The sequence below is a fragment of the Pseudomonas marginalis genome, from assembly GCF_008692035.1.
GTDB classification, from domain to species: Bacteria; Pseudomonadota; Gammaproteobacteria; order Pseudomonadales; family Pseudomonadaceae; genus Aquipseudomonas; species Aquipseudomonas marginalis.
In genome coordinates this window covers 738,959-761,455 of record NZ_VTFG01000001.1, presented here as the reverse complement: position 1 = coordinate 761,455, position 22,497 = coordinate 738,959, and the positions used below count along the sequence as shown (strand labels likewise).

17 protein-coding genes and 3 pseudogenes are annotated in these 22,497 nt (G+C 55.7%); 7 read left to right on the top strand and 13 right to left on the bottom strand.

Going from position 1 to position 22,497, the window contains the following annotated elements:
- The first annotated feature begins 28 nt into the window (after positions 1-28).
- From FX984_RS03245 to FX984_RS03230, 4 genes are all read left to right on the top strand, one after another.
- Complete coding sequence (locus FX984_RS03245) at positions 29-1,192, top strand: iron-containing alcohol dehydrogenase (RefSeq protein ID WP_154905267.1); 1,164 nt, start codon at positions 29-31, stop codon at positions 1,190-1,192.
- A gap of 31 nt (positions 1,193-1,223) precedes the next feature.
- Positions 1,224-1,658, top strand: a complete 435-nt coding sequence (locus tag FX984_RS03240) for an acyl-CoA thioesterase (protein WP_154905266.1) — start codon at positions 1,224-1,226, stop codon at positions 1,656-1,658.
- Between the two features lie 295 nt (positions 1,659-1,953).
- The gene (locus FX984_RS03235) at positions 1,954-2,877 is read left to right on the top strand and encodes an AMP-binding protein (protein ID WP_190329698.1); all 924 of its coding nucleotides are present in this window, start codon (positions 1,954-1,956) and stop codon (positions 2,875-2,877) included.
- Between the two features lie 35 nt (positions 2,878-2,912).
- Positions 2,913-4,097: an acetyl-CoA C-acyltransferase gene (locus tag FX984_RS03230; protein ID WP_154905264.1), complete on the top strand. Its 1,185-nt coding sequence runs from the start codon at positions 2,913-2,915 to the stop codon at positions 4,095-4,097.
- 146 nt (positions 4,098-4,243) lie between these two features.
- Here the strand turns inward: FX984_RS03230 and FX984_RS03225 are convergent, their stop codons facing one another.
- The 6 genes and pseudogenes from FX984_RS03225 to FX984_RS03205 form a co-directional block, all read right to left on the bottom strand.
- Positions 4,244-5,407, bottom strand: coding sequence for a serine hydrolase domain-containing protein (locus tag FX984_RS03225; RefSeq protein WP_154905263.1), 1,164 nt, complete (start codon positions 5,405-5,407; stop codon positions 4,244-4,246).
- A 118-nt stretch (positions 5,408-5,525) separates the two neighbouring features.
- Positions 5,526-6,203, bottom strand: a complete 678-nt coding sequence (locus FX984_RS03220) for a Crp/Fnr family transcriptional regulator (RefSeq protein WP_163909910.1) — start codon at positions 6,201-6,203, stop codon at positions 5,526-5,528.
- Between the two features lie 131 nt (positions 6,204-6,334).
- Positions 6,335-7,183 (bottom strand): SDR family oxidoreductase, encoded by an 849-nt coding sequence (locus FX984_RS03215; RefSeq protein WP_154905261.1) that lies wholly within the window; start codon positions 7,181-7,183, stop codon positions 6,335-6,337.
- Positions 7,184-7,252: 69 nt separating this feature from the next.
- The gene (locus FX984_RS33105) at positions 7,253-8,008 is read right to left on the bottom strand and encodes a methyl-accepting chemotaxis protein (protein ID WP_430713935.1); all 756 of its coding nucleotides are present in this window, start codon (positions 8,006-8,008) and stop codon (positions 7,253-7,255) included.
- A gap of 102 nt (positions 8,009-8,110) precedes the next feature.
- A pseudogene (locus FX984_RS33100) lies at positions 8,111-8,890 on the bottom strand (MCP four helix bundle domain-containing protein); the annotation flags it as partial.
- A 75-nt stretch (positions 8,891-8,965) separates the two neighbouring features.
- Positions 8,966-9,415 (bottom strand): annotated as a pseudogene (locus FX984_RS03205) (transposase); the annotation flags it as partial.
- Positions 9,416-9,723: 308 nt separating this feature from the next.
- Between FX984_RS03205 and FX984_RS03200 the strand changes: the two are divergent.
- The 3 genes and pseudogenes from FX984_RS03200 to FX984_RS32655 all read left to right on the top strand — a co-directional run bounded on the left by FX984_RS03200 (position 9,724) and on the right by FX984_RS32655 (position 13,487).
- Positions 9,724-10,584 (top strand): chemotaxis protein CheW, encoded by an 861-nt coding sequence (locus tag FX984_RS03200; RefSeq protein WP_154905259.1) that lies wholly within the window; start codon positions 9,724-9,726, stop codon positions 10,582-10,584.
- Between the two features lie 13 nt (positions 10,585-10,597).
- Positions 10,598-12,655 (top strand): annotated as a pseudogene (locus FX984_RS03195) (sensor domain-containing protein); the annotation flags it as partial.
- Between the two features lie 61 nt (positions 12,656-12,716).
- Complete coding sequence (locus FX984_RS32655) at positions 12,717-13,487, top strand: putative bifunctional diguanylate cyclase/phosphodiesterase (protein WP_223841598.1); 771 nt, start codon at positions 12,717-12,719, stop codon at positions 13,485-13,487.
- Between the two features lie 120 nt (positions 13,488-13,607).
- On the opposite strand, the gene FX984_RS03185 is transcribed toward FX984_RS32655, so the two are convergent.
- From FX984_RS03185 to FX984_RS03155, 7 genes are all read right to left on the bottom strand, one after another.
- On the bottom strand, positions 13,608-14,012 hold the full coding sequence (locus tag FX984_RS03185; RefSeq protein ID WP_154905256.1) for a phosphate ABC transporter substrate-binding protein: 405 nt from the start codon (positions 14,010-14,012) through the stop codon (positions 13,608-13,610).
- An 11-nt stretch (positions 14,013-14,023) separates the two neighbouring features.
- Positions 14,024-15,175 (bottom strand): hypothetical protein, encoded by a 1,152-nt coding sequence (locus tag FX984_RS03180; protein ID WP_154905255.1) that lies wholly within the window; start codon positions 15,173-15,175, stop codon positions 14,024-14,026.
- Between the two features lie 24 nt (positions 15,176-15,199).
- Positions 15,200-16,822, bottom strand: a complete 1,623-nt coding sequence (locus FX984_RS03175) for a methyl-accepting chemotaxis protein (RefSeq protein WP_154905354.1) — start codon at positions 16,820-16,822, stop codon at positions 15,200-15,202.
- Between the two features lie 108 nt (positions 16,823-16,930).
- Positions 16,931-18,643, bottom strand: coding sequence for a GMC oxidoreductase (locus FX984_RS03170; RefSeq protein WP_154905254.1), 1,713 nt, complete (start codon positions 18,641-18,643; stop codon positions 16,931-16,933).
- Positions 18,644-18,703: 60 nt separating this feature from the next.
- Positions 18,704-20,164: a class I adenylate-forming enzyme family protein gene (locus FX984_RS03165; protein WP_154905253.1), complete on the bottom strand. Its 1,461-nt coding sequence runs from the start codon at positions 20,162-20,164 to the stop codon at positions 18,704-18,706.
- 39 nt (positions 20,165-20,203) lie between these two features.
- The gene (locus FX984_RS03160; RefSeq protein WP_154905252.1) at positions 20,204-21,130 is read right to left on the bottom strand and encodes an alpha/beta hydrolase; all 927 of its coding nucleotides are present in this window, start codon (positions 21,128-21,130) and stop codon (positions 20,204-20,206) included.
- Positions 21,127-21,996, bottom strand: a complete 870-nt coding sequence (locus FX984_RS03155; protein WP_223841597.1) for an enoyl-CoA hydratase/isomerase family protein — start codon at positions 21,994-21,996, stop codon at positions 21,127-21,129. Before FX984_RS03155 ends, FX984_RS03160 begins: the two co-directional genes overlap by 4 nt.
- Positions 21,997-22,497: the final 501 nt, after the last annotated feature.

Genomic DNA, 22,497 nt, shown 5'->3' with positions numbered 1-22,497 from the left:
AACGACGACAACAATAAGGACCTCTCGTATGCAGCCTTTCAGCTTTGCCACTACCGCCCAGATTCTCAGTGAAGCCGGCGCGGCCTCGCGCTTGGCCAGCCTGTGCTGCGAGCGCGGGGCGCACGCGGTATTAATCGTCACCGACCCGGGCATCGCCCGGCTGGGTCTACTCGATACGTTGCTGCCAGGTTTTGCTGCCGAGCAGTTGAAGGTCTCGGTGTTTGACGAGGTATTGGCCGATCCGCCGCAGGACTGTGTGCTTGCGGTGGTGCAGCAGGCCCGTGAAATGGGTGCCGACTTGATCGTCGGCTTTGGTGGCGGCAGCTCGATGGATGTGGCCAAGCTGGTCGCGTTGCTTGCGCACCCGGAGTGCCAGCAGGACCTGGCTGCGATCTACGGCGTTGGGAATGCCAAAGGGCGTCGCCTACCGTTGATTCAGGTGCCGACCACGGCCGGCACCGGCTCTGAGGTGACTCCGATTGCCATTGTAACCACCGGTGAAACCACCAAGATGGGCATCGTTTCACCGTTGTTGCTGCCTGACCTGGCGTTGCTTGATGCCGACCTGACCTTGGGGCTGCCGGCGGCGGTGACGGCGGCTACCGGTATTGATGCCATGGTACATGCGATTGAGGCCTATACCAGCAAGCTCAAGCGCAACCCAATGTCCAGCCTGCTGGCGCGCGAGGCGCTGGGGCTGCTCGCGGCGAACATCGACCAAGCGGTACACAACGGCGGTAACCGCGAGGCTCGCCAGGCGATGCTGCTCGGCGCGTGTATGGCCGGGCAGGCGTTTGCCAACGCCCCGGTGGCGGCTGTGCATGCACTGGCGTATCCGTTGGGTGGGCATTTTCATATACCCCATGGTCTGTCCAACGCCTTGGTGTTGCCACATGTGCTGCGCTTCAACCTGCCTGTTGCCGCGCCACTGTATGCCGAACTGGCACCGCTGCTGTTGGGGGGGCGTCTGCGCGCCGGCGATACGCAAAGCCTGAGCGAGCAGTTTGTCGTCGAGCTGGCGGCGCTCGGTCCACGCTGTGGACTGCCCAGTCGCCTTCGCGATGCCGGCGTGACTAAGGCCATGCTCGGGCAGTTGGCTCACGACGCGATGCAACAGCAGCGCTTGTTGGTCAACAACCCTCGTGAGGTTAGCGAGTCTGATGCGTTGGCGATCTACCAGGCCGCGTACTGATGTCCCTCATTACCGAATGGATCGAGCACCCATGAACCCGACGCAACCCTCGCGCTGCGACTATCGTCATTTCCAGATGATCGGAACCCGTTGGCACGACAACGACCTCTATGGGCACGTGAACAACGTCGTCTACTACAGCTTTTTCGACAGCGCGGTGAACAGCTGGCTAATCGAAGAGGGCGGCCTGGACATTCATGACGGCCCAGTGGTCGGCTACGTGGTCAGCTCCGGCTGTGACTACTTTGCTTCCATCGCCTTTCCCGAACGGATCGAGGTCGGTTTGGTGGTCGGTAAACTCGGTAACAGTTCGGTGCAATACGACCTGGCGATTTTCAAATCGGGTGAAGACTCCGCCTGTGCAGCCGGGCGCTTCGTGCATGTCTTCGTCGACCGCAATAATAACCGTCCTGTCCCTATTCCTGAGTCCTTGCGCATTGCACTGGCCCGGCTGCTGCGTGACTGAAAATCCCGCACTTTATGTGGCATTGCTCGAGGCGAGTCGGCGTGAAGGGGGTCGGTGACGCGGGATTTTACGGTGTTCAGACTACTTTTTCCGAGAGAGAGAGACTGTTGTCGCAGTTCGGATCAGCTGTCAGCTAAGTGAGAGTAGAAAAAAGCTCTAACAATGTCTTCTGGGCGACGTTGTTTAGCGCCTGGGTCCCCTACCATCGGCCTCGACGGTGTCACCCAATAATAATCAAGGTGCTTATCCGGAGGCTGTTCCAATGATTGGATTGACTCTCGCTGACGTTGCTCGTATGACTGATCAACCCCGGCCCGAGCGCAAGGTTCTCGTGTGTGGCGATCGAGAAACGACCGCCTCGCAACTTGACTTGCACGCCACCCGGGTGGCCAACGGTTTGTGGGATTTTGGCCTTGAAGATCGAGAGCGTATTGCGATCCTTGATCATCACAGCGATCAGTTCTACGAAATCTGGCTAGGTGCTGCTAGAACAAATCTTGTTCTGACACCGTTGAGCATTCACCTTTCGGCATCCGAAGTGGCTCAGGTGCTAGTGGATTGCGGACCTCGCGTCTTGTTCATCGGAGCAGATTTCGAAGAGTTACTCTCGCAGATTCGGCCCCAACTCACATTTGTCGAGCAAATCATTACCACTGGCGATGCCTATGTGGCGTGGCGGGATGAGCAATCTACTGTCGCGGCGAAACCAACCATGAAGGCGTCCGATGACTGCCTCCAGGTGTATACCTGCGACTCAACCGACCTGCCAAAGGGCGTTCAGCTTACAAGCGATAGCATTTTCAAAGCCCCGCTTGCCGCGTTATTAGCGGGAGAAATTAGTCCATACCGTGACATCGGGCCTGATGACATAGTGCTGCTCTGCTTACCCAATGGTCACATTGCCGGTTCTATTCTCGGTGCATTGGGTTTGGCCGTAGGCGCTCGCCTGGTCGTGATTCATGATTTTGTTCCCTCCCAAATAGTTGCGTTAATCGAACGAGAGCGAGTGACGTTGAGCATCATGGTGCCTGCGATGATCAGAAGTCTTGTCGCAGAACTTAAGCAGTCGGGACGTACCTGCGCCAGCTTGAATACCCGCATTTACAGTGCCGCGCCCATGGCGACCAGCGTGCTGATAAAGACAATGGAAAAACTTCCATATAGCAGGTTCGGGCAAATTTATGGACTGATGCAAACGTCTGGTCCGATCTCGGCATAGCTGTACCGAAAGCCTAAATCCACGAGGTGATTCAAATGCGTGAAGCTGTAATCGTATCGACTGCCCGTACACCCATTGGCCGTGCCTTTCGAGGCGCGTTCAACGACACTAAGTCGCCGACGCTCATGGCACATGCCATCCGCCATGCTGTTGATCGATCGGGACTGGAAGGCGATGTGTTCGAGGATGCGGTGATTGGGACGGTGCTTTCTGCAGGCACTGCTGGCGGGAACCTCGCTCGTACTTCAGTGTTTGCCGCCGGTCTGCCGGTGACAGTGTCTGGCCAAACCATGGATCGACAATGCGCGTCGGGGCTGATGGCTATTGCTACGGCGGCAAAGCAGATCATTTTTGATGGTATGGAAGCCACCATCGCAGGTGGGCAGGAGAACATCTCCGCAGTACAGAACGACTACTTCAACTGGAGCTTGAAAGAAGCTGATCCAGCAGTGGTCGCGCACGTCCAGAATGCCTATATGCCCATGTTACTCACCGCTGAATTCGTATCGGGCAAGTATGGTATTTCTCGCGAAGATCAGGATCGCTACTCGCTCGAGTCTCAGCTTCGTACCGCCCGCGCTCAAGCGCTCGGCCTGCTGGATGCTGAAATCGTTCCCTTCCAGGCGCGAGTGAAGGTTCAGGACAAGACCACGGGCGAGATTAGCTTTAAAGATGTGCTGTTGAGCAAAGATGAGGGTAATCGCGCCGATACCACTTATGAAGGTCTTTCCCAACTGAAACCAGTTGTTGAGGGGGGAGTCATCACGGGGGGCAACGCCAGTCAGCTGTCCGATGGCGCCTCAGCTTGTGTACTTACCGAAGCGCGATTTGCAGAGCGTCGGGGGCTGGAACCTCTGGGGGTCTATCGCGGGATGACCGTAGCAGGCTGTGCACCCGAGGAGATGGGCATCGGGCCGATCCACGCTATTCCGAAGCTCCTGAAACAGCACGGTCTAAGAGTCTCGGACATCGGCTTGTGGGAATTGAACGAGGCGTTCGCTTGCCAGGTGCTTTACTGCCGCAATCAACTTGATATAGACCCAGCGTTATACAACGTAAACGGTGGAAGCATATCGATTGGTCATCCTTATGGTATGACTGGCGCGCGCCTTGTTGGGCACGCACTGCTCGAGGGCAAACGTCGAGGAGTGAAATTCGTAGTCGTATCTATGTGTATCGGCGGCGGCATGGGCGCAGCTGGGTTATTCGAGGTCGTCTAGGTCGTTTTAAAAAGACCATCACCTCCAGGTTTTGGGGTGACGCAAAGGAGCCACGTCCCTTTGCGTCGCCCCATTTTTTCGAACGCCATTGATAGCGGTAACCTTCTCAACTCCGGCGCCCATGCAGATGTGGACACCATTGCATCTCAGAGCGTCTTTTTCACCGAGGCGTAGACGGCATCGCGGATAGCGAACGGGAAAGTGCCGGACATGCCCTCAAAGGCGGTATTGGTCAGTGAAACCACCGTCAGTTTTTTGATTGGGTCGACGAACCAGTAATGACCATAGACGCCACCCCATTGAAGCGTGCCCTGGCCTTGAGGTGAATTGGATTTACTGGCATCGGACAGAACCGCCCAACCGTAACCGAAGCCCCACCCTGGTCCCTGGGTTTGTGCTTGGATACCCACGTGATCCTGCATCATTTTCTGCGTCGTCTGCGATGTAAGCAGCCCAGTGCCGCCCGTACGAACCGCTTCAAGAAAGCGCAACAGATCACCAGCCGTGCCAACCATGCCCGCACCACCGGAATGGTAGGACTCTGGGTTCAGGACACGGCTCGGCGCGAAGCGTACCGCGCCTTGAAGTCCTGGAATGTCGAGAGGCACTGAAATGCCGTCGTTCATCTCCATCGGTTCGAGTGCGCCATCCACATAAGGTTTGGCTAGCCGGGCGAGATCGCTGACCTGAAATCCGGTATCCAGCATTTTCAGAGGGCCGGTCACACGATCACGTACTACTTCACCCAAGCGGCGGCCTTCAACCCGCTCGATCACGGCTCCGAGCACGTCGATGGCAAGTGAATAGTTCCAGCCCTTACCGGGTGCGAACAGCAGTGGAGCGGCAGTCAGACGACCGAGGTTCTCATCAATACCGAGTCCTGGTTGATCCAGCCCGTCGGATACATTGAGACGGTGATAATCGCTGGCGTCCGGCATCGCGAAACGGTAACCCAGGCCACCTGTGTGAGTGAGGAGTTGATGAATCGTGATGCTTGGGGCACTTCCGTCAGCCATGCGAGGACGGAAGTTCGGGAGATAACGGGTTACTGGCGCATCGAGAGCAAGGTGTCCGTCTTCCACCAAGCCCATGACCGTGGCCGAGACAACTGGCTTGGTGAAGGAGGCCAATCGAAAAATCGTATTCTCTCGCATGGAGGTACTGGCTTCACGATCAGCCTGTCCGGCTGCATTGATGTAGACCAGTTCGCCATCCTGGCTGACAAGCACGACGGCACCAACGATACGGCGTTGATTAATGGCTTGCTGGATCACACCGTCCAGTCGTGTGTTCAAGAATGAATGTGGCATAGCGTTCCTCTCTTCAAAGTAGGCTTCCCGGTTTACATACCGGCAAGCACGTCCAGGCGCGTTGGCCGGACGCTTTCCGATATTGAGGGGAAACGTTTTCCAGATTGCATTGTGTAAGCTATCGTTCGTTCAAGCGGTGATGCTCTCGAACGTAACGGTTCAGCCCTGGCAGGTCCTTGATAGTGATCTTGCCGTAGAGCGGCTCTATCAGGCCCAGCCCTCTCAGTTCGTTGACCACTCGATTGACGCTTTGGCGTGTGCTTCCGACCATGAGGCCTATATCTACCTGAGAAAGCAGCAAGTCGATCCCTCGATCAGTAGGCTTCTGCAGGTCACTGAGTTGAGCAAAGCGGGACGCGATTCTTGCCGCGACCGGCAAGGTCAGCAGCTCCTCTATCAACTGAAGTGCTCCCCGCAAGCGACGGTTGATCTGGCATGCGAGCGCCGTTTCAACTTCATGGTGCTGTTCGCGCAGCAGTTTCAAGTCACTCGCCGACCAGACCCTCAATTTGGTTTCTCCCCGGGTAGTCAGCGTGACGGGGGAGGGCTCGTCATCAGTCACGGGAGCATCGGCTACTATGTCGCCTGGTCCATAGACGTAGAGCAGAACTTCCTGGCCGTCCTCGGTGAGGATGCATTTTCGGATGGCTCCGGAAACGATCTGGAAAATTTCCGTTACTCGATCGCCGTTTTGATACAGGATCTTCGAATCGGCAACGGTTCTTGGATGAGCACATCGCAAAACGGTATCCCGTACTTGAGGGCTCAGTTCATCGATCCAGTTGAAGCCTTTCATTTTTGGTGGCAGCTCCATCGTAGGCAATGTGCATCGGGATCCTGTTGGAAAGCGAGGTCGATCCGGGCTCGGCCGGTCGCGCTTTCGGATGTCTCGTCCTGGTTCGTTTTCGAGAGTTGTAAACCTCTCCGTTATCGAGCAATGCGTTGGACGATCCAGCGGCTGAGGGCTGACGGCGCGAGACGAGTGGCGATCGCCAGGAATCCGGCTTGCAGGCCGACAGTCCAGTGGGTTTTGTGGTTGCGTCGTTTTGCCGTCGCGCAAGCCCATACCGTGGATGCGACGTCGTGCGGTGTGAGCCGAATGCCCAGCGATTTTGCGCTGGGGATACGACCGTAATCATCAGCCATTGCGGTCTTTACGAAGCTCGGCCAGATATCGCTCACGCGGATGCCGAACTTGCTCCATTCCAGGTCGAGCCCTTCGGTGAATCCGCGCACGGCAAACTTGGTCGCCGAGTAGGTGGCCAGTTCAGGCTGGCCATAGATTGCGGTGGCCGAGGCCATATTGATGACATGAGAGGAGGGCGTCCCTCGCAGGTATTGGAAGGCGCTGTGGCAGCCGGTGATCATTCCCTGAACGTTCACGTCAAGCATTGCATGGTGTCTGGTCAACGGAACGGCTTCAAACTGCCCGGCTGTAAGAATCCCCGCATTATTGAGCAGCACGTCAAGCCGCTGGCCGCTTTGCGCCCAGAACTCCGTAAGAACCCGTTCCCATGCTGAAGGATCGCTTACGTTGAGAGCTCCAGAGATGGAGTTTCCTTCCCCCAAGGTCGCGGCGACCGCAGCGACACCCTCTGAATCTATATCGTATAGACCAACGAACCAACCGCGCTGCGCAAACAACTCAGCGCAGGCACGACCGATTCCGGAAGCAGCGCCTGTGACGAGGATTGCTGGCCTCCATTCTGGAAGAGGGGATTCGGACGGATTCCTGGCGGCTCGATTACTCTGCACCACAGTGATATGCGGTTTCATATTGTTGGTTTCCTCACGTGATGAACATTCATGTTTTCGAATAGGAATACCGCGACAGGAAAGGACTGTTCATAATGAAAATTTCAGTACCATTTCCCGTAACCCCTGAGCAAGTTTGGAAAGTTCGACACTGGCAACGTTAGACTGGCCTGCACCTTCGGCAGATTGCATTGACAGTTGACGAATATTGATCAAGTTGCGATCGACGTCACGAGTCACTTCTGCTTGTTGCCCGGCAGCGCTAGCAATGAGGAGATTACGCTCAGTGATTAGCTCAACTGCAGAAGCTATTTCATCCAGGGCACTGCCTGCGGAACTTGCCGTCGAAAGGGTGTTTTCTGCGCGCTTCGTACACTCAGTCATGGACTGTGTCGCGCCATCGACGTAACTTTGAATACCTGAAATCATTGATTCGATTTCAATCGTCGCTAGTTGAGTTCTGCGAGCCAGAGCCCGTACCTCGTCTGCCACAACAGCGAAGCCGCGGCCGCTTTCGCCAGCACGAGCGGCCTCAATGGCGGCATTGAGCGCTAGCAAGTTAGTCTGGTCTGCAATATTACGAATCACATCCAACACTCGGCCAACTTCTTTGCTCTTGTCAGCCAGTTCTAAAACCAGGACTGAGGTATTGCTCAAATCGTCCGCCACGCTTTTAATTGCACCGATTGTTGCAATGACTCTGTCGCGGCCCTGTTGAGAGGAGCGATTGGCAATGATTGATGAGTCGGAGGCGGAGACCGCATTTCGTGCTACATCGTCTACAGCCATCGTCATTTGACTGACCGCTGCAGCGGCCTGGATCACTTCTTCACTTTGCTTCTGCATGTGCTCAGCACTTTTGGTCGTGGCCGTCTGCATGCGTTCTGCTGAATCAGCCACTTTGTCTGCTGTGGTCGAGATAACCCTGATAGTGCTACTTAGACTGGATTGCATTCTAAGCAGGGCATTGAGCAGTTCTGCCAGTTCGTCCGTACCCTTGACGTTTACAGTCTCGGATAGGTTACCGTCGGCAATAGCCTGGGCTAACCCTGAAGCCATACGCAATCGTTGTGTAATGTTGCGAGTAAGAAGCCACGCCATGACTACTGTTAACGATATTACCCCAAACACAAGTCCCCGCATGAGTGCATTAAATGCTATGGCAACGCTCCGGGCATAGGCTGCAGCGTTCTGGTTAATTTTTTCTTCCATGTCGATCATTTGGTTAACGACCCGTAGCCATTCCACAAACGCAGGCCGGGCTTCGGTAAGCATGACTTCCGTTGCCTGAGGAACTTGGTCGCTCATTCGCAGGCTTACAACTTTGTCGATCAAGGGTAAGGCTCTTGCTTCTACCTCTTTGATTTTAGCGAGCGCCGCCAACTCTTCGTTTGTTATATCAACGCGGGACGAAAATAGTTTGTCCATAGACACGGTCGCCTGAGCGTAGTTTGCGCCAAGCTGTTCTATTTTTTTGAGTTCGTAGTCGATGTCCTGCTTTTTCTCAATCAGCAGGATATCGCGCAAGAGTATCGCACGGTCATGCACACTTCCTCGGAAGTTTACAGCTTCTCGACTTTTCAAGTTGTTGACGTCATTGATTAACGTCAGGGTATCCTCGATTTCTTTAACTCTACTCATGGCCAGCAGCATAGCGGCTAGTGTTAGAGCCAGCACAAAAGAAAATCCTAACCCCAACTTCTGCCCTACGCTCAAATTTGGTCCCATTTTTATCATCGTCTGTCAGTATTGTTAAAGTGAGAACCCGTTCTGCTGATTCCCGAAAAGTTACCGTTGGCAACGCGTACTTTGTGTCTGGACCAATGTGGCGTCGACGATGGTGCCTTGACGCAGTGACAGCCCCTGATTACCCAAATAGCCATCGACCATTGCCTGGATGCCAGCAGCCAGTTCGTGCTTCTCCAGAAAGCGACGGAAGTTGAGGAGGGTGATTTCATCCGGGATACGCCTCAGGTTCAGCCCCGTGAACAGGAGCAGAATCGTGGTTTCGTATAGCGCCTCTTCCATCGCCGGATCGCTGTAACCAAACCAATCTTGCATCAGGTGAATACGCAGCATCGCCATCAATGGGTATGCCGTATGGCCAATTTCACTCTGGAGAAAGTACGGCTCGACCAGAGCGATCAGGCGTTCCCACGGCACCAGCCAATCCATCTCGATCAGAAACAGTTCCTTGCGGGTTTGCTTGCGCTTAGCGTCGTAGTCGGCATCGGCGAAGGTAATCGGCGTCATCGGAAAGCTCGAGCAGGAGTGGGCGTATTGCGACCATACTATAACGCTGTTATTCTGCACAATAACAATGTTATATAATTTGAATCGATAACCGATGGTTGGTGGTGCCCTGAGCAGAGCTGATAGCCGCTAGGCGATGGACATTACAAATGGAGCACCGATCCGCTCTCCATACGTATCAGCAGAGGATCCAGAAAAATGAGGAAGGCGCATATTCTCCCCCCGGTTTTTGACACAGGACGCCTGGCAGCGGCATTTGCCGGAGGGCTCAGCCATCGAATGGAGAGTCCACATATGAGCATTACAATATGAGCCATCTATCGTTCTGGCTGTGGTTGACCGTAGCTTTCTGCATCGTGATGCTCGTCGCTTTGGGTATTTTTTACTGGGGCAACTTGAGCATCAACGCCGAGCCCAATGCCCCCATCGAGCCCATTGTCGAGGTTGAACCCAACGAATTGGAGCGGATCAAGCAAAGTGCACTGGGGCAGCTCGAGTACATTTCTGCCGTTCTGCACAGATCCACCAGCAACGCCTTGAAAGCCGACCGAACAGTTGGTCTAGAGGCGCCTATCATCACCCGTGACAATCAGTTCGACACTCTTGCCGAAAAAATGCATCAATTGATCGAGGTAACCTCCCACCTGCTTGAAAAAAGGCAGATCCTTGCAAGTACAGCCATCGATCGACTGTTGACCAGCAACGACACAACACCAAACGGGCACTATCTCTTTTTCACCCTCAACAGAGAGCCATTCGCGGTGAGCGTCTTAAGTGTCGATTCCATCGTCGAGGCTACTCAACTCATCATAAAACCGAGCATATCGCCGAAGCTCCGCCAGGCGATCAGGGTGCGAAACTCTCTGGTACCGGTGATTGACCTGGGGGCGCACCTCAGTGGAAGGCCCATCAACGTTGGTTTGAGCACCCGTATCGTCATCCTCGAAGTGAGCAGCGGCGATCGTATGCAAATGATCGGAGTGATGGTCGATGCGGTCGGCAAAGTGCTGGAAATTCCCCGGGTGGAAGTCGAACCGCCAGCGCCCTCCGACAGCAAGATCCACAACGACTTCAGCGCCGGCACGATCTCGGTTAACAACCGTACGGTCACCTTGCTCGACATCGGGCGAGGGTTGCTGACGAATGAGTTCCTCGTGATGCGCTCTTGATCGGTAAAACAAGATGACAAGCATGAATGCGGAACCATTCTTTACTAACCCTTACGACGACAGCCCGCCCGCGGAGCAAGCGGATACTGCCCACCGGCTCTACCGCAAGGCATTCGAGAACAATACCGATTGTTTGGCCTTTTACGAACTCGGTGAAGACAGCCGCTTGCGCATCCACGAAGTGAATCCGGCGTTTGAGCGGCTGCTCGGTCTGGACCGGGCAGGACTGCTCGGACGCTGCCTGGATGAGCTGCTGCCTGAAGCTATTGCCTGTCGAATAGTGAGCGACAGCCGCACCTGCCTTGCTACCGGAGCACCGATCGACATCGAGTATGAACTCGACCTGGCCATCAATCGTCGTTACTTCCTGCACAGTCTGATCCCTATGCAAGATGGGGCTGAATCCATTACACGCCTCTTTCATATCGCCCGCGACGTCACTGCAAGCAAGCGCTATGAACAGCAATTGCTGAGCGACAAGCTGACATTTTGCACTTTGGTCGAGAACACCCCCGATACCATCGCCCGCTACGACCGCCAATGCCTGCGTACCTACGCCAACCCCGCCTTCGCCCATATGGCCGGAGTATCCGCTGCGACTCTGCTCGGTAAAAAACCCAGTCACGCATCCAGCCCCCCCCAGATGCTCGCCTACGAGGCCGTGTTGCTGGAGGTGCTGCGCAGCGGCCAGCCCGACGAATACGAACTGGCTTGGCCTGGCGCCGACGGTCGCCTGATCAATAGCCACATCCGCATCGTCCCGGAGCGGGTTGCTGACGGCGAGGTGGTCAGCGTGTTGGCCGTGGGGCGCGATATCACCCAATTGCGACACACCGAGCAAGAGTTGCAGATCAGGGAACAGGCGTTCCGCACACTGGTGGAAAACTCGCTGGACGTCATAGTGCGCTTTGACCGCGAAGGCCGGCGTGTCTACTTCAACCCCGCCTACGAGCGGTTATGTGGCATTCCTGTCGACGAGGTCATGGGCACTCCCATTACCCACAGAAGCCCGCTTCCGGAAGAGATGACGAGGCACTATCACAGAGGCATCCTGAAGATCCTGCAGGGTGGCGAACCCGACACAGTGGAGGCCACTTGGATCAAGGCCAATGGCGAGCAGATCGTCCAGCATGTCCAGGCTGTGCCCGAACTCGACCAGAACGGCCAAGTCACCAGCGTGCTCACTATCGCCCGCGACATATCGGCTCTCAAGGCAACCGAGAGGCGTCTGGAACAGGCTGAAGCCATGGCTCACCTTGGGCACTGGCAACTGGACTATCAACTCGGAACCTTGCGGCTGTCGGCGGAGCTCTGTCGCATGCTCAACAAGCCCTGCGGTTGGTTGCCGTCCCTGAGTGAAGTTCTCACTCTACTCGTGCTTGAGGATCGTGGGCGGGTTTTCGGGCATATCCACCAAGCCTTCTCTGAGCGCAGCACATCCCTGATGCTGGAGTACTGCATCGCAGTAGGCGAACAGCACCTGCATCTGCATTCTTATCTGAGTATTGAATACGCTGCCGATGGCACACCGATACAAATGCTCGGTACCGCCCAGGACATCAGCAAACTGAAAGCCTATCAGAAACGACTGCATACTCTGGCCTTCTATGACGCGTTGACCGAACTACCCAACCGTGCACTGTTCAAAGAGCGTCTGCAGAACGCTCTGCTCCAGGCCGAACGCAGTGCTCGCCAGGTCGCGTTGGGGATACTCGACCTCGATAACTTCAAGGTGATAAACGATACGCTGGGCCACGGGGCTGGCGATGAGTTGTTGCGGGAAGTCGCCAAACGCTTGCGAGATTCCGTGCGCAGCATCGATACCGTGGCTCGTCTCGGAGGTGACGAGTTTGCCCTGATCTTGCCCCACCTCATCACCACAGTCGACTTGGACAGCATAGGCAGAAAAATTCTGCAGGCCATCACGGGTATCTACTGGATTCAGAGTCGGGAAATCTTCGTATCCGGCAGCCTCGGCATCGCCCGCAATCCGACAGATGCCGATAACATCGCCGAGCTTTTGCAATTCGCCGATTCGGCTATGTACTACGTCAAGGCGCGCGGCCGAAACAATGTTCAGCTCTATTCGCCGCACCTGACCCAACAGACCACAGACCACAGAGCGCCTGGCCTTGGCAGCCAGCTTGCGACGTGCGCAGCACAACGGCGAGCTGGCGTTGCACTATCAACCGCAAGTCGACTTGGCCAGTGGGCGCCTGATCGGCGCCGAAGCTCTGCTGCGCTGGGACCACCCGCAGCACGGGCAGGTACCGCCGGACACGTTCATTCCGATTGCCGAGGAAACCGGGTTGATCGTCGGCATCGGCGAATGGGTTCTGGACATGGCCTGTCGCCGTGCCGTCGCCTGGAACCGTGGCGATCGCTACCCGCCACTGAAAATAGCCGTCAATCTGTCGCCGCGGCAGTTCCAGATGAACGACTTGCTTGCCTCATTTCGCAGGATCATGCTGGACACCGGCTGCAAATCGGGCTGGTTGGCGCTGGAAATAACTGAAGGCTTGTTGCTGGACAACAATATTGCCGTACGCGAAACCCTCGAACAGCTGAATGCCATGGGTCTTGCCATCGCCATCGACGATTTCGGCACAGGCTATTCAGCACTCAGTTACCTGAGTCGCTTGCCCATCGAAACGCTGAAAATAGACCGTTCTTTCATCCACGACATTGAACACAACCGCGATAGCGCCGAGCTGGTCAAGGCAATTATCTCCATGGCCCACAGCCTGCGCTTATCGCTGATAGCCGAAGGCGTCGAAGAAAATTTCCAGCAAGAATTTCTGCAACGCTACGGCTGCCAAAGTGCGCAGGGCTGGCTGTATGGAAAACCCGTGTCGCAAGAGGATTTCGAAAACCTGTTGCTATTCCAGGATCGCGGACGGTGATACTTCTAGCGCGACTCCACGACAGTCAGGCGGGTTGTACTTACGCGCAACGCACCCAGCTTGGCGCACGCAAAAAAAAGCTTGGCGCGTGGCACCAAGCTTTTGATTCAACCTAAGAGATCAAGGCAAGATGAACAGTACTTTGACCTTGTCACTCACCGCCGATTTATCCACGTAACCGATAGCATCTGCCTGCGAAGCTACTTGGGTGATGACGGCTCCGTCGTCCGCTACGCTGGGCAACGGTTGACCCTTGCCGGTAAACACCAGACCCGACCAATAGGACTTGAGCTGCGACTCATTCTTGTTGGTCACAGCGCTGTAGAACTTGTCCTTAGTGGGGTTCCAGGGAGTCTGGTCCACACCCTTGAGCGAACTGTCCTTACCGAGAAAAATATTTGCCACTTCCGACTGGGTGGGTGTCGAACTTGCGCCTGTGTTGACGATCACCGCCACTTCGGCCTGAGCCAACGAGCCAAAGGTCAGTAACGTGCAGGCGCTGAGAGCGCTAATGGTAAGTTTCATTTTTGCTCTCCTTAGAATACGAAATCGACGCCGATACTGAAGATGTCACCGTCGAAATTACGCGAGGGGTTGCCGAAAGCGCCAGAACTCTGGGCAAACAGAATATTGTTGACGGTTTCCTGGGGGGTCTTGATGAAAACACCTGAAGTACCACCATGGGTGTCTACTCGCTTGAACTCGCCCTTGACTACAACTGACGGGGTGACGTTGTAGTTCAGGCCATAGGTCCAGGAGCTTTCGTGCCCAGAGTCATCTTTCATCTGGCCATAGGTGACGTGAGCCAGGAAATCGCCGAAGCGGCGCCCACCCATGAAGTACATTGCGTCAACGGGACTTGCTCCGGCTACAGTGCGATGAGTCAATTCGTCGCTGCTGACCCATACGCCGTTATCGTATTGGTAACCCAGCGAGGTAAACGCAGTATGGGTGCTATCAAGTTCAATGATTGTCTGGTCCACCATTCCGAACGGCGTGCTGACAACCGCGCGGTCATTAGAGGTCACATCCGTCTCGGCATAGCTGATACGCAGTGAACCGAAATCGTTGACGGCCAACGTAGCGTTAGCGGCAAAATAATTCTTGTAGTCCGCGTCGTAAAGCTTATCGAGTATGAATAATTTACGATTGTTGGCGACACCGCCGGACACCTGAACAGTCAGCGAGCCAAACGACAATGGCTCGGTATAGATAAAGTCGGCACCTTCGTAGTTGCTGATTTGGACCTGACTGTAGACTTCGTCTGGCAGACGAATCCAAGGGTTGGTGTAACCCACATTGAGCGTTTCCGAGTACATATAAGTCGATCCGCCCAGGCGGCCGACGCGGAACTTCAATTTATCGGTTGCCTGCCATGACAGGTATAGCCACTCCAGATTCCCCTGCCACTCATCTTGTTGTGGCTTGATGATCGCTTGAGCGGTCAAGCCGACAGTATCGGTAATACCGTACTGGAGTTGCCCACCCAGCTTCGACAGTTGGTCCCCCCGCCAATGATCGGTCGTCTGACCGGTGATGCCGTAACCATGGCTATCGTCCGCACCGCCCAGGTGCGTGACCCCCAAGGTACCAAAGCCATTGAAACGATAGTCGCCTTGATCCAGCGCGAACGCCGGACTGCTCGCCACGCACAACGCAGCGATACTTAAGACTCTTGTACTGATCATTCGGTTTGCTCTCTAAGTGTTGTGTTAAACGCTGAACTGGGCTGTTGCCGCCCTTAGGTCATCGCCTGTGCCAACCAACTGTTCGCCAAGGCGAGCAGTGGCGTCGGCACCATTAGCCGATGTTTGTGAATCGAGCTTGAGCACTTCAGTCTCTCGCTGGATAGAGTTCGACAGGTCGATTTGCTCATGGGTGAACTGAGCGATACCTGCATTCAACTCATTGATCTGGTGCACTGCTCCCGCAATGGCTTCCAGCGTTTGGGTGGCCTGCACTGAGCGTTCGATGCTGGCTTGGGCTTTGTCGCCATTGAGCACCATGATGTTGAGTACTCTGTTTGCACTGCTCTGCAAGCGCTGAATGATGTGCTGGATTTCGGCAGTGGACGCCGTGGTCTTCTGTGCTAGGTTGCGCACTTCATCGGCCACCACCGCAAACCCACGTCCTTGATCACCTGCGCGGGCTGCCTCGATGGCGGCGTTGAGTGCCAACAGATTGGTCTGTTCGGCAATATTACGGATGACGGTCAGGACGGAACCCACTTGCTGGGTTTCCTCTTCCAGTTGTTGCATAGCCTGCACGGCGTCAAGCACGCTGACACCGAGGTCACTGATGTTGTTCGACAGCCCGCCGATATTTTGGCGAGCGGAGTCGGCCTGCTTGAAAGCTGCACTAGCCTCCTGCGAGGCCAGTTGGGAGCGTTGCGCAACTTCCTGGATACTGACTGTCATCGTATGGATATCGCTGCTGATCGAATCGATACGACCTTGCTGGGACTTGGTGTTTTCTTCTGAACTCTGTGTCAGCAGGTAGAGATGCTTGGACATATCACCCAATGGGCTCGCCGCATCAACTATCTGGTGGATGGTTGCCTGCAACTTATTGAGAAAACTGTTGAACAGTTTGATCATTTCTCCAATTTCATCGTCCGAACGCACATCAACTCGTCGTGTCAGGTCGCCGTCGCCGCTGGCAATAGCTGTGAGGGAGTCAATCACGCCGTGGACGTTGTTCATGATCCTCCGAATGATTAGCACCGAACCTATGGTTACCAGCAAAACGAGTATCGCCGTCAGAATGTATCCAGCACGAGTGGTGGTGGCGTTATCCTTGCGGGTCTGCACCAGGCTGGCCTGAAAATCCTGGTAGGCATTGGTCCGGAAGGTTTCACCCAGCACTTGGGCGGTCTTTAGGTCAATGCTCATGCGGTCGATGTTGGGGCGTAAGCTTTCGAAGGTACCGGAGCCCTTAATCAGCTGCTCGGACGTCGAGAAAGCGTTATCGGAGTAGCGTTTGATCGCATCGTTCCACACCGTCAGTTTTTGACTGCGCACAGGCTGGTGCTCGGAAAGTTTTTTAAGCTCATCTTGCTTGGCAATAATTTCAGCAACCACTTTGCGCCCCTCGTTGAGGGTCTCCATCTCACCGGCAGCGACAGCGCTGTTGAGTTGACCCGGCAAGCGGGAAAACTGGAAGATCACGGCGTCTGCTTTTTCAAGCGTTGGATAACTGCCGTTTTCCAGCTCGAACAAGCGGGTGTCCGTGTTTGACAACTGCAAAGAGGTATAACCGACAAAAACCAGCAGTCCCAAAAGTGCCACTGCTGGCATGACCGACAACTTCAATGTCAGGGATGTTTTACTTAGCATTGATTGGTTTCTCAAAGGCGCAGCAGTGACGTTTAGAGTGCGCAAGGCAATGCTTGCCAGCCGGAACTCCATTGACCATTAGGATGGGTGTACAACCCACCTGCACCATTACAAAGGTGGCAGGATCGGAATCTGTATCGAGGCCACGCGCTGGCCATCGGGATGGCTGGGCGTGACACTGGAGGGTCTCGGAGCGACCACCGCATCTCGCTTATGAGTACCTTCCTCATTGCTCCGACTGGCCTCTGGAATCTGCGCCATTGCGTACTCAGCGAGTGCCGTGATGGTCAGCGCAGGATTTACTCCAGGATTTGCCGGCATCGCTGAGCCGTCACAAACCAGCATGTTTTGATAACCAAAAACGTGCAGATTCCGGTCAATCACTCCGCTTTTGGCGTCTGCGCCGATGACAGCACCACCCAGTACATGGGCGGTTGTCGGAATATTGCCCAACGCTTCCAATACGTTACTTTGGGCAATGCCGCCGGTGTGTCTGGCCAGCCATCGGGCCGCCTGGTTACCCATCTCGATGTATGTCGGGTTTGGCTTGTCGCGATTCTGCTCGGTGACGAGGCGATAGCCACTGCCCAGCCAACGCTTCCTGGGACGTAGTGCGATTGCATTGTCCAATGTCTGCATCACCAGCAGCATCACCATGTTTCGGCTCCAGCCAAATGGCCACAGCGACTTGAGCCACCGCACCGGGTGCAACACGATATTTCCCATCCACTTTAGTGGCCGCGTTACGCGGTTACCGTTACCGACCAACAGTGTGCTCATTAAACTCAGGAAGTCGGCGTTGCGGCCGTAGGTGAGAAACTCAATATGGGTATCTTGATCGACGTGCACACTGCTGCTGGCGGTGACATCGTTCCAGGTTTTGCGGTCCTGAGGCAGGCGCACGTTCAGAACTGACTCGCTATTGGTGCGTACCAGTTCACCGAGACGATCGCTGATCCGGGGCAGCGAGCCGCCGTGCTTGCAGTTGGCTAACAATTCATTGGTACCGAGCGCCCCGCCGGCGAAGATTACTCCGCGAGCGGTATAGGTCTGGCGATCACGAGCGAACCAGGCTCCGGGACGCTGGGTGGTCACGCGATAACCCTCGCTGCCATCGGCAGCCCCGAGCGGGATCACATCAACGACCTCATGCTCTGCCAGGACCTGCACTCCGCGCTTCTGCGCAAACCACAGGTAGTTTTTCACCAGCGAGTTTACGGCACCGACGCGACAGCCCACCATGCAGGCACCACAGCGCGTGCACCCTGTACGGTCAGGGCCCTCCCCGCCGAAATAGGGGTCCTTGACGGTCTTGCCCGGCTCACCAAAGAACACCCCAGTGGGGGCGCGAGTGAAGGTGTCTTCGGTTCCGAAGTGTCGCGCCATCTCTCGAGCTAGTTGTTGGTTAGTCGAATCGAAAGGCACCGTTTTTACGCCAAGCATGCGTTCGGCCGTATCGTAGTGGGGCTGCAACAGACTGTTCCAGTGACCGAGCTCGCGCCACTGCACGTTTTCGAAGAACGCTGGCTTGGCGCGATACAACACACCGCCGTACACGGTGCTGCCGCCACCGACACCCGTCTGGCTGGGGAAAAAGACATGGCGAAACAGCGACATTCGCATAATGCCCTTCAAGCCCAATGCGGGTGCCCATAAGTACTTGCTGAACTGCCAGGCCGATTTGGGAAGGTCCTCATCGCGATAACTTCGGCCGCGCTCGAGCACTCCCACGCGATAGCCTTTCTCCACGAGGCGCAGTGCCGAGACGCTGCCGCCAAATCCCGATCCGATCACCAGCCAGTCGAAGTCGGTGTTTTTCATAGTGTGTTCCCTTCTACGTGCCAGCTGCTTGCCGTCTAATGTCCATCAGGGAATTACGCGTCAATCGACCCATTCGATCCACATCTTGCGCAGCCTCAGCTTGTCGACCTTGCCCACGGCGTTCTTTGGCAGGCTGTCGATGATGTTGATCATGGAAGGTCTTTTGTAGCGCGTGAGCCGGTAGGTACAGTGCTCGTTCAAGTCCTCATGGGTTCCGGTTGATCCCGAACGAAACGTGACGTAGGCAACCACAATTTCGCCAAAAGTATCGTCGGGGACACCGAGCACCGCGGCTTCGAGAACCCCGGGGAATTCGTAAAGAGCATCTTCGATTTCCTTTGGATAGATATTCTCGCCGCCGCGAATGATCATCTCTTTAAGGCGCCCGACGATGGCCAGGTAACCGTCCTCATCGATCCGACCAATGTCGCCTGTGTGCAGCCAGCCATCGATGATGGTCTTGGCTGTTTCTTCAGGTTTTCCAAGGTAACCGCGCATGACGTTGGCGCCTTGCACCAGCACCTCGCCAATTTCGCCTTGTGGCAGATGCAGCCCCCTGGGATCGGCGATTGCGATGCGCTGCCCGGCTAAAGGCAGGCCGACAGTACCGACCTTGCGCAGGCCGTCGAAGGGGTTCATGGTCGAAGCGCAGGTGCCCTCGGACAGCCCATATCCCTCAAGCAGCGGAAAACCGAAGCGATCTTCAAATTTTTGCAGGAGTTCCGCCGATGCAGGCGCCGCGCCGCAGATGCCGTACCGAAGACTGGAGGTATCGGGTTTGACCTCACAAGGTAACGAGCTAAGCATTGCGTAGATGGTTGGAACGGCGGAAAAGTACGAAGGTTGAAGCGATTCGACGTCATCAAAAAAAGTGTCGACATTAAAACGCTTGCGCATCGTAACCCGACCTCCGCTGGATAGCGGAAGCAGGGTACTCACCAAAATGCCGTTAACGTGGAACAGCGGCAGCACCATTAAACAATGGTCCGCTGACGAGACCTTGAGCGACTGCCGGCCCATTTCCGACATAGCCTCAATGTTGGCATGATCGAGCATCACACCTTTTGGCAGACCAGTGGTGCCACTGGTGTAGATCAACAAAGCCAGTGCGGCAGGCTCTTCGAACGGTATACCTGTGCAGGGCGCCCCAGTTTCCAGAGAGGCTGCTGACAGGGTCGGCAGATTCGGGACTATGGTTTCACCGCTGGAGTTGATGAGCAGCTTCGCCCCTGAATCAGCCAATTGATGGGTGGCTTCTTTGATGGTAAGCCCTGGGTTAATAGGCGTGACCGCCGCCCCCAGACGCCAGGCGGCGAACATCGCCACCACAAACTCCACCTGATTGGGTAGCATGAGGGCGACGACATCCGCGAAGCCGACCCCCTTATCCGAAAATACTCCCGCTGCCGCGAGGACCCTAGAGTGGAACTGTTGGTTAGTCAGTTGGGTGGTATCGTCAGCGATGCACGGCGCATCAGGCTCGGAAGCTGCGCGCAGATCTGGAAGTTTGGAAAAGCTCATTTTTGTTGTTCTCTCCGAAAAATGACGGAAATGTTTTAATTAGTTGGCTGAAGGGCGGAGTAGGTGTTTTGTCAAAAATTGGACCTGATCCGACACCAGTTCTTCGAACGCCTCGCCCATGTAGAACTCGAAATGCCCAGCGCTATACAGTTTGGTTTCTCCATGCGGCGCCTTGCGCACCAGAGCGATCGTCTGTTCCGGTGGCGTGACGGTGTCAGTGGTGCTGACGCAAAACAGGATGGGGAATTTCACCTTCGAGGCGGATCGACCGGGTCGATAAGCCATGATCTCCGGGAGCACCCGCGCGGCGACGTGATTGACGAAAACCACGCCCTTTGGCATCAGGGCCAGATAGCCCGGCAAGGCGTCATGGGCATTCATCAAAGCCGGTTTACCGGGAGCTGCAGCGATTGGCACCATCACGGGAGGACGCCCCAGCAGCTTGGCTGCAAAATCACGCAGGAGCACCGGGGCTACCTGTAGCGAACCCTTCAAGCCCAGTGCAGCGGCGGAGGCCAGACCGTCGGTAAAAGGACATTGGCTAATGGCCGCCAGTAACTCGGGATGTCGGCTGGCCACGGTAATCGCATGGCCACCACCAAACGAGCTTCCCCATACGGCAGCCCGGCTCCCGTCGACATCGGCGCAACCTTTGACGAAGTCCAGCGCTGCATCCCAGTCCTCTAGTTGGCGCTTCACCGACATCAACTGTCTGGGCTGACCACCGCTGTCACCGAAATAGCGGTAGGTGAAGGCCAATGTAGCGATTCCCGCAGCAGCGAAGCGCTCAGAAAAGGCATCGAGGCGCATCTCACGAATCGCACCAAGCCCGTGACCGAGTATTACGATAGGCGGATTTTTCACTCCGACCGGCAAGTAGAGCCAGGCCGAACAGTAGGCTTCACCCGAGTCAAAGCGGATGTCCTTGCGTGTAAATGTGTATGGAAGTGGTGACATTTGATTCATTTCTTGCCCCCTTCGTTTGACAGGGGCAAGGAGCCTTGCTCAAGCGTTTGCTCGAAAATGGCCGGGTTGTAGAACGGTACACCGCCGTCGCGATCGGTCCGTTCAAGGTATTCGACCATCAGCGATTGAGCAGTTTCGGTCGGTGAGATCTTGATAAATTCGGTACGCTCTATATGCAGCCCCTCATCGAGGGTGCTGGATCCGCCGAAGTACACGGCCCGCTTGATTGCCTCAATAGACCCCCTGGATCGGGAGCCCAGATACCCGGCCAATTCGACGGCTCGATCCAGCAGCGCATCTGGCGCAACCACTTCGTCGATATAGCCAATTTCGAGGGCTTTGTGTGGCGACACCGGGCGGCCTTCGAGCATCATCATAAGCGCTCGATGGGCGCCGATCAGCCGTGGCAATCGCTGACTGCCGCCGCCACCGGGAAGGATTCCAAGAAGCACTTCTGGCTGCCCGATAAAGAAATCGCCGTCCGCCATCAGGCGGGCGTCGCAGGCAAGCGCGAGTTCACTACCAAGCCCCAGCGCAGAGCCGTTTAGAGCGGCGACGAAAATGACGCCACTGCGGTTCATCCGCAAAAAAGTGTCGTGCAGCTTGTCAAGCTGCATCCCACCGTCCAGCGGTGTAATGGACGCCGCTGCCGCTAAAGGTGGAACACCGCGAACATTCTTCGCGGTTCTTGCGATCACCGAAGCGAGACCCCGCCCGACTGTCGGAATACTCTTTCCGCCTTCCTGCAGCCAACGAACGTCTGCATGACCAATGAAACGCTCAGGATGAGTGCCGATGAGCACCACAGCTTTGATTGCGGCATCGCTCTCGACTTTGTCCAAAAGCGCCGATAGCTCGTTGGCCATGTCCAGTCCCATCAGCCCATGTGGACCTCCATCCAGCCGTGCAATCAACACAGAGCTACGGGGCTCAAAATCAAGGTGCGTGCTCGGCGTATATGTCTTTGTCATTTTTATTAGACCCTCTGGTGATACGCGTGGAGAGCAGGTCCGCGCTCCATCTGAAATATCCATCGCCTGACGGCTATCAGCTCTGCTTGGGTGATAACTATCGGTTCAAAATAATAACACTGTTATTGAGCAACATAACACCGTTATTCCGTGATCGCAATACACCTCCCTTGCACGAGCTTCCTGATGATGTCGATGACCTTCGCCGACACCGAATACGATATTGAAAGTCTAGTCGGAGGGGGACTTGAAACGGCTGCGCGAACAGCACCGCGGGGTAGAAAAACGGCGCTCACATTCCCGATTAGCCGACGCTTATGGGGAGCTCTTCGGTTGATCGAGGAACCGCTGACCCAGTTGGTCGCGGCAAGAATGGGAATACCCACCGAGAAATCG